Annotated in this window: 5 protein-coding genes; 4 read left to right on the top strand and 1 reads right to left on the bottom strand. The window is 68.6% G+C overall.

The window, feature by feature from the left end:
* The first annotated feature begins 208 nt into the window (after nt 1-208).
* The 3 genes from AOK24_RS29525 (at nt 209) to AOK24_RS29515 (ending at nt 4,181) form a co-directional block, all read left to right on the top strand.
* Nucleotides 209-1,633, top strand: coding sequence for an MFS transporter (locus AOK24_RS29525; protein WP_055723096.1), 1,425 nt, complete (start codon nt 209-211; stop codon nt 1,631-1,633).
* A 715-nt stretch (nt 1,634-2,348) separates the two neighbouring features.
* On the top strand, nt 2,349-3,335 hold the full coding sequence (locus AOK24_RS29520; protein WP_240554190.1) for a serine hydrolase: 987 nt from the start codon (nt 2,349-2,351) through the stop codon (nt 3,333-3,335).
* A gap of 120 nt (nt 3,336-3,455) precedes the next feature.
* Nucleotides 3,456-4,181: a TetR/AcrR family transcriptional regulator gene (locus AOK24_RS29515; protein WP_240554188.1), complete on the top strand. Its 726-nt coding sequence runs from the start codon at nt 3,456-3,458 to the stop codon at nt 4,179-4,181.
* 22 nt (nt 4,182-4,203) lie between these two features.
* Here AOK24_RS29515 and AOK24_RS29510 read toward each other — a convergent pair whose 3' ends face one another.
* Nucleotides 4,204-4,971 (bottom strand): TetR/AcrR family transcriptional regulator, encoded by a 768-nt coding sequence (locus tag AOK24_RS29510; RefSeq protein ID WP_055723094.1) that lies wholly within the window; start codon nt 4,969-4,971, stop codon nt 4,204-4,206.
* Here AOK24_RS29510 and AOK24_RS49320 point away from each other — a divergent pair.
* Nucleotides 4,858-5,225 (top strand): DUF1269 domain-containing protein (locus AOK24_RS49320; protein ID WP_240554191.1); only part of this gene is annotated, 368 nt, incomplete at its 3' end. The genes AOK24_RS29510 and AOK24_RS49320 overlap by 114 nt on opposite strands.

Raw genomic sequence — 5,225 nt, 5'->3', positions numbered from 1 at the left:
TGGGTCGAGGCCAACTTCCAGAAGGTGACGGTGGGTTCGGCGACGTTCTACGACCTCACGCAGAAGGCGAGCAGCTAGGGCACGGCACGGACGGTTCGCTGAGGGCGGGCGGTGACCTCAAGGGGTCGCCGCCCGCCCCTTTTCCCGCCCCGGCCCTCTTCCCGCCCTTGCCTTGTACGTCGTATAGGAAACTTCTACGCTGTACAGCATGGCCACCGACCTGACACAGCCGCCGCCCACCGCCGCGCCGGGTCACCCCCAGCGCTGGCTCATCCTCGGCGTGATCGCCCTCGCGCAGCTCACCGTCCTGCTCGACAACACCGTCCTGAACGTCGCGATCCCGTCCCTCAAGGGGGAGTTGGGCGCGAGCACCTCGGACGTCCAGTGGATGATCAACGCGTACTCGCTCGTCCAGGCGGGCCTGCTCCTCACGGCGGGCAGCGCGGCGGACCGGTACGGCCGCAAGAAGATGCTGGTGACCGGCCTCGTCCTGTTCGGCGCCGGGTCCCTCGCCGCTGCCCTCGCCTCGTCCACGGGTCAGCTCATCGCCGCGCGCGCCGGGATGGGCGTAGGGGGTGCCCTCCTCACCACCACGACCCTCGCCCTCGCGATGCAGATCTTCCCGCCCGACGAGCAGCCCAGGGCGATCGGGATCTGGGCTGCGGTGAACTCCCTCGGGTTCGCGGCGGGGCCCTTGATCGGTGGGTTCATGCTCGGTCACTTCTGGTGGGGCGCGATCTTCCTCATCAACCTCCCTGTCGCCGCAGGGGCGTTGGCGGCCGTGCTGGTGCTCGTGCCCGAGTCCAAGAACCCCGAGGGGGACCGGCCCGACCTCCTCGGTGCCGTGCTCTCGACCGTCGGGATGTCGTCCCTCGTCTTCACGATCATCTCCGGGCCGGAGCATGGGTGGTCGTCGGCGCGGGTGCTGGGCAGCGGGGTGGTCGCCGTCGTCGTGCTCGCGGTGTTCGCGTGGTGGGAGAGCCGGGTGCCGTACCCCATGCTCGACATGTCCTTCTTCCGCAACCGCCGGTTCACGGGGGCGGTCGCCGGGGCCGTCCTGGTCATGTTCGGGATGGGCGGGGCGCTGTTCCTCCTCACCCAGCACCTTCAACTGGTCCTCGGCTACGGCCCCTTGGAGGCCGGTTTCCGCACAGCCCCGCTAGCCGCTGTGATCATCCTGCTCAACTTCACAGGCGCCGCCGCGAAGATCACGCTGAAGCTCGGCGGCCCGATGACGATCCTGCTAGGCATGCTCGTCATGGCATCCGGCCTCGTCTCCATCGGAGTCCTGGGCGAACGGGGCTACGCCGGCACCCTGCTAGGCCTGGTCCTGATCGGAGTGGGCACAGCAACAGCCAGCCCCGCCATGGGCCACGCCATCATGAGCTCCATACCCCCGGCCAAGGCGGGAGTGGGCGCAGGCATCAACGGAATGCTGGCGGAATTCGGAATGGGCCTCGGCGTCGCAGTCCTGGGCGCAGTCCTGACATCCGCACCGAGCCTCGAACAGGGCTTACGGGAAGGGCAGTTGGTGGGTGCGGTAGCTGTGGCTGCGGGGGGCATGGCAGCCGGCGTGCTCCTGCGACGAGCCGCCGACACCAAGAGGCCCGGCCTCGCTGGTCGGCGGGGGTGATGAGGTGCCGCCGAGGCGGTTTCGGTGGTCGGTCTTGGCGGAGTCCGGGTGCGTCGGTGCGGCCGGTGTACTTCTGCGGCGGGCTGCTGGTGCCAAGAGGCCCGGCCTTGCTGGTCGGCTGGGGTGATGGGGTGCTGTCGAGGGGCAAGTGCCGAGTGGCCGAGGTGATTTTGGCGGTCGGCAATGGCGCAGCCCCGGCGCATCGGTCGGGTTCTCCATGGTCCTTCGGGGCGTGGCGGGCAGGGGGGCCAGGCAGCCGACGGGACGGGGCAGTGCGGCGAGGCGGCGGAAGGACGCGGCTCGTTCGTTTCTTCAGAGCCAGGTCGCTGAAATTCGCAAGCGCAGGCGGTGGCCGCTGAAGGTGAGGCGGGCAGCCCCGATGCCGGAGCCTTTTCGGTTCGGCAGCCGCGAGCTCGCCGCCCAGCGGCGGGACGCGCATCCACCGAATGTGGTCCCCGACGCATGCGTGCCCGCCGTGACGGACCTCCAGGAACCGCGTGGAGCCGCCACCGCAGTACGGCCGAAGGGGCGGGCCGACTTCTCAAAAGGTATTAAGTGCCCGTGAATGCAAAAGGAGTCATTTGACTCTCTATTCCCCTTCTGGGGCCTGTGCTAATGTGCGGCACCGTCATTCGCGAAGGTGAATGGCGTGGAATTTTCCGAGGGAAAGAGTGAAATGTCCACTGCGCGCAGGTATGCAACGGTAGGGGCTGGAGTGATCGCCCTCGTGGTAGCGCTGCCAATGGCCGCATCTGCGGATACGAACGACGGTCGGGTGGCCGGGGCTTCGTGTGTGTCGGATAGCTACGGGCCGGCCGGGGATGTTCTGGCCAAGAAGATAGCGAAGGACATAGACAAGGCCCTCCAGGGCCGCGAAAGTGCGGCGTCGGTTGCGCTCTATGATCGCAAACACGGGATTTCCTGCACGTTTGACGAGAATAGGCAGCAAGACGCGGCAAGCGTGATCAAGACGGCGATTCTGGGCGCGCTGCTGTTCCAGAACAAGGGTCCTCTGACCGGCGAGGACGACACTCTCGCCCGGAAGATGATCACCGCTTCGGACAACGCCTCGGCCACGGCTCTCTGGCGGAAGCTTTCCGACCTCACGAACCCGTCCGCGCCGAACCCGGTGAAGATTCAGGAATTCCTGGACCGGGTGGGGATGAAGGACACGGTCCTCGACAAGGAGGGCTTCTGGGGCCTGAGCCAGGTCACGGCGAAGGATCAGCTCCAGCTTCTCAAGGTGTTCACGGACAACGGTGACGCGGAAGCCCCGGTGCTCACCAAAGAGGCACGCGCCTACGCACTGGCCCTCATGAATCAGGTCCAGTCGGATCAGCGATGGGGAACTCCGGCCGGCGCCCCCAAGGACGCTGTCGTCCATGTCAAGAACGGTTGGCTTCAGCGCTCCAACAATCCTGATGTGGACCCCTACGACAGGCTGGACTGGAAGGTGAACAGCATGGCCGCGTTCACCGGCGACGCCTACGACTACGGCCTGGTCGTCCTCACCGAGAACAACAGGGTCCCCGCCGGCCACCCGGCGCAAGAGGGGTGGAACTACGGGATAGGCACGATCGAAGGCGTGGCCCGCGCGGTCCACCACGGCCTGTACCCGCTGGAGTCGTCTGCCCAGGTCCTGCGCCCCTCCCGGCAGAGCCTGATCAAGCAGCTCACGTTGCAGCCCGCCCAGCCCAAGTGAACCGAGCCCTCAACACCCCTGCTGCCTAAGGAAGTTGACCTCCGCCCGCACGCCCACCTCCCAGGACGACCCCGCGCCCCTTTATGGTGTTGCAATGGGCGCAAATCGGGAGGTGGGCCTGTGACCAGGCAAAGCGTGTGGCTCGCCGACAAGGAACGCCGCCGGAAGTCGAACCAGCCCACCGGCCTGGACCGCCCCCGCATCACCTCCGCCACCGTCCGCCTCCTCGACGCGGAGGGCCTGGACAAGTTCTCCATGCGACGGCTGGCCACCGAGCTGAACGTCACCGCGATGTCGGTCTACTGGTACGTCGAGACGAAGGACGAACTCCTGGAACTGGCCCTCGACGAGGTCTACGGCGAGGTCCCCCTCCCCCCGGTGTCCGCCGACTGGCAGACGGACGTACGCCAACTCGCCACCTGGTACCGCACGTTGCTGGTCCGCCACCCCTGGGCGTCCCCCTTGGGCGGCCGTTTCCTCAACATCGGCCCCCGCTCTCTGACCTTCGCCCGAGCCGTCCAACACGCCGTCCGCAGAACGAACTTGCCCCCCGAGGACATCACCGGCGTCATCGCGGCCGTCTTCCAGTTCGTGTACGGCTTCGGCACGATGGAAGCCCACTTCTTCGCCCAGACCGCCGAGTCGGGCCTCTCCCCCGACGCCTACTACCGCCAGTCCCTCGACCTCTTCACCGCGACCACGGACATGGCCGAAATGGCCGAGGAGACAAAGGACTTGGTGGCGGCGAGGGGCGCGTCCACGATCGTCGAGATGCACAACAGGGACTTCGCCTTCGCCCTGGACCTGCTGCTCGCGGGCATCCAGGCGATGATGGACCGCCGCTGAGCACAAGCCGACGCCGCCGTCTTCAGCCGGTCGCCGGGGACTCGACGAGGTTGAGTACGGCGCCGGCGAGATGAGCGACGGTACGGTCCGCCTGCCCGGCGTCGGGCTCCACCAGGTGGCCGAGCAGCACGCCGTCGATGGTGCAGTACATGAGGTGGGCCAGGTCGCGGGGCGGAATGCGGCTCACCTGCCCGGTGTGCTCCAGCGCCCGGTGGACGATCCGCTCGATGGCGCTGAGGTGGTAGTCGCGCAGAGGGCGCCCCAACTGGGCCGCCTCGGGCGTACGCAGGGCGTAGAGGGTGAGTTCGTACTCCACGCGCTGGGTGACCAGATCGCCGGACACGAGCCCCCAGGCGGTACGCACCAGTTGCTGGATCACCTCGGAGAGCGCGGGCGGAGCGGCCCCGAGGGGAGTGACCAGGTGCGCGGCGAGCGTGGAGTTGTCCTGGTCCGCGTGCTCGATGAGCGACTCCAGCACCCCCGCGAGGATGTCGTCCTTGGTCTTGAAGACGTAGTGCAGCGTGGCCAGGGACAGCCCGGCCTCCGCGGCGATACGTCGCGTCGTGGCCCCGGCGACGCCGTCCCGCGCGATGACCGCGGCGGCGGCCTCGATGCCTCCGGCGCTCTCGGCGGCGCGTTCTGGGGAGGCTTCGTCGGACTGCTGCTGTTGCAGCCGCTGCTCGGCGCGGCCATCGGCGCCGCCGCGGGCGGGGTGGCCGGCGCGACTGCCGAGGACGACGACCGCACCCGGTTCATCAAGAGCCTCGGCGAGCGCCTGGCCCCCGGGCACGCCGCCGTGATCGCGGTGATCGGCGAGGCGACCGCGGACAAGGCCCTGCCGCGCATCGCCCGGTACGGCGGCGAGGTCCTCCACACCTCACTCAGCCGCGAGGACGAGGACGAGATCCGCCACGCCCTGTACGCCCGGCGGCCCGCCGACCGGTGGCCCTGGGACGACGGCGCCAAGCCCACGCAGACGGCCCCCCAGAGCGCCGACGTCCCAGGGCCACCGGTCGGCGGGCCGCCGGGCGTACAGGGCGTGGC

The sequence above is a fragment of the Streptomyces niveiscabiei genome, from assembly GCF_001419795.1.
GTDB classification, from domain to species: Bacteria; Actinomycetota; Actinomycetes; order Streptomycetales; family Streptomycetaceae; genus Streptomyces; species Streptomyces niveiscabiei.
The sequence above is the reverse complement of the archived record's forward strand: the minus strand, read 5'-3'. Positions and strand labels throughout refer to the sequence as shown.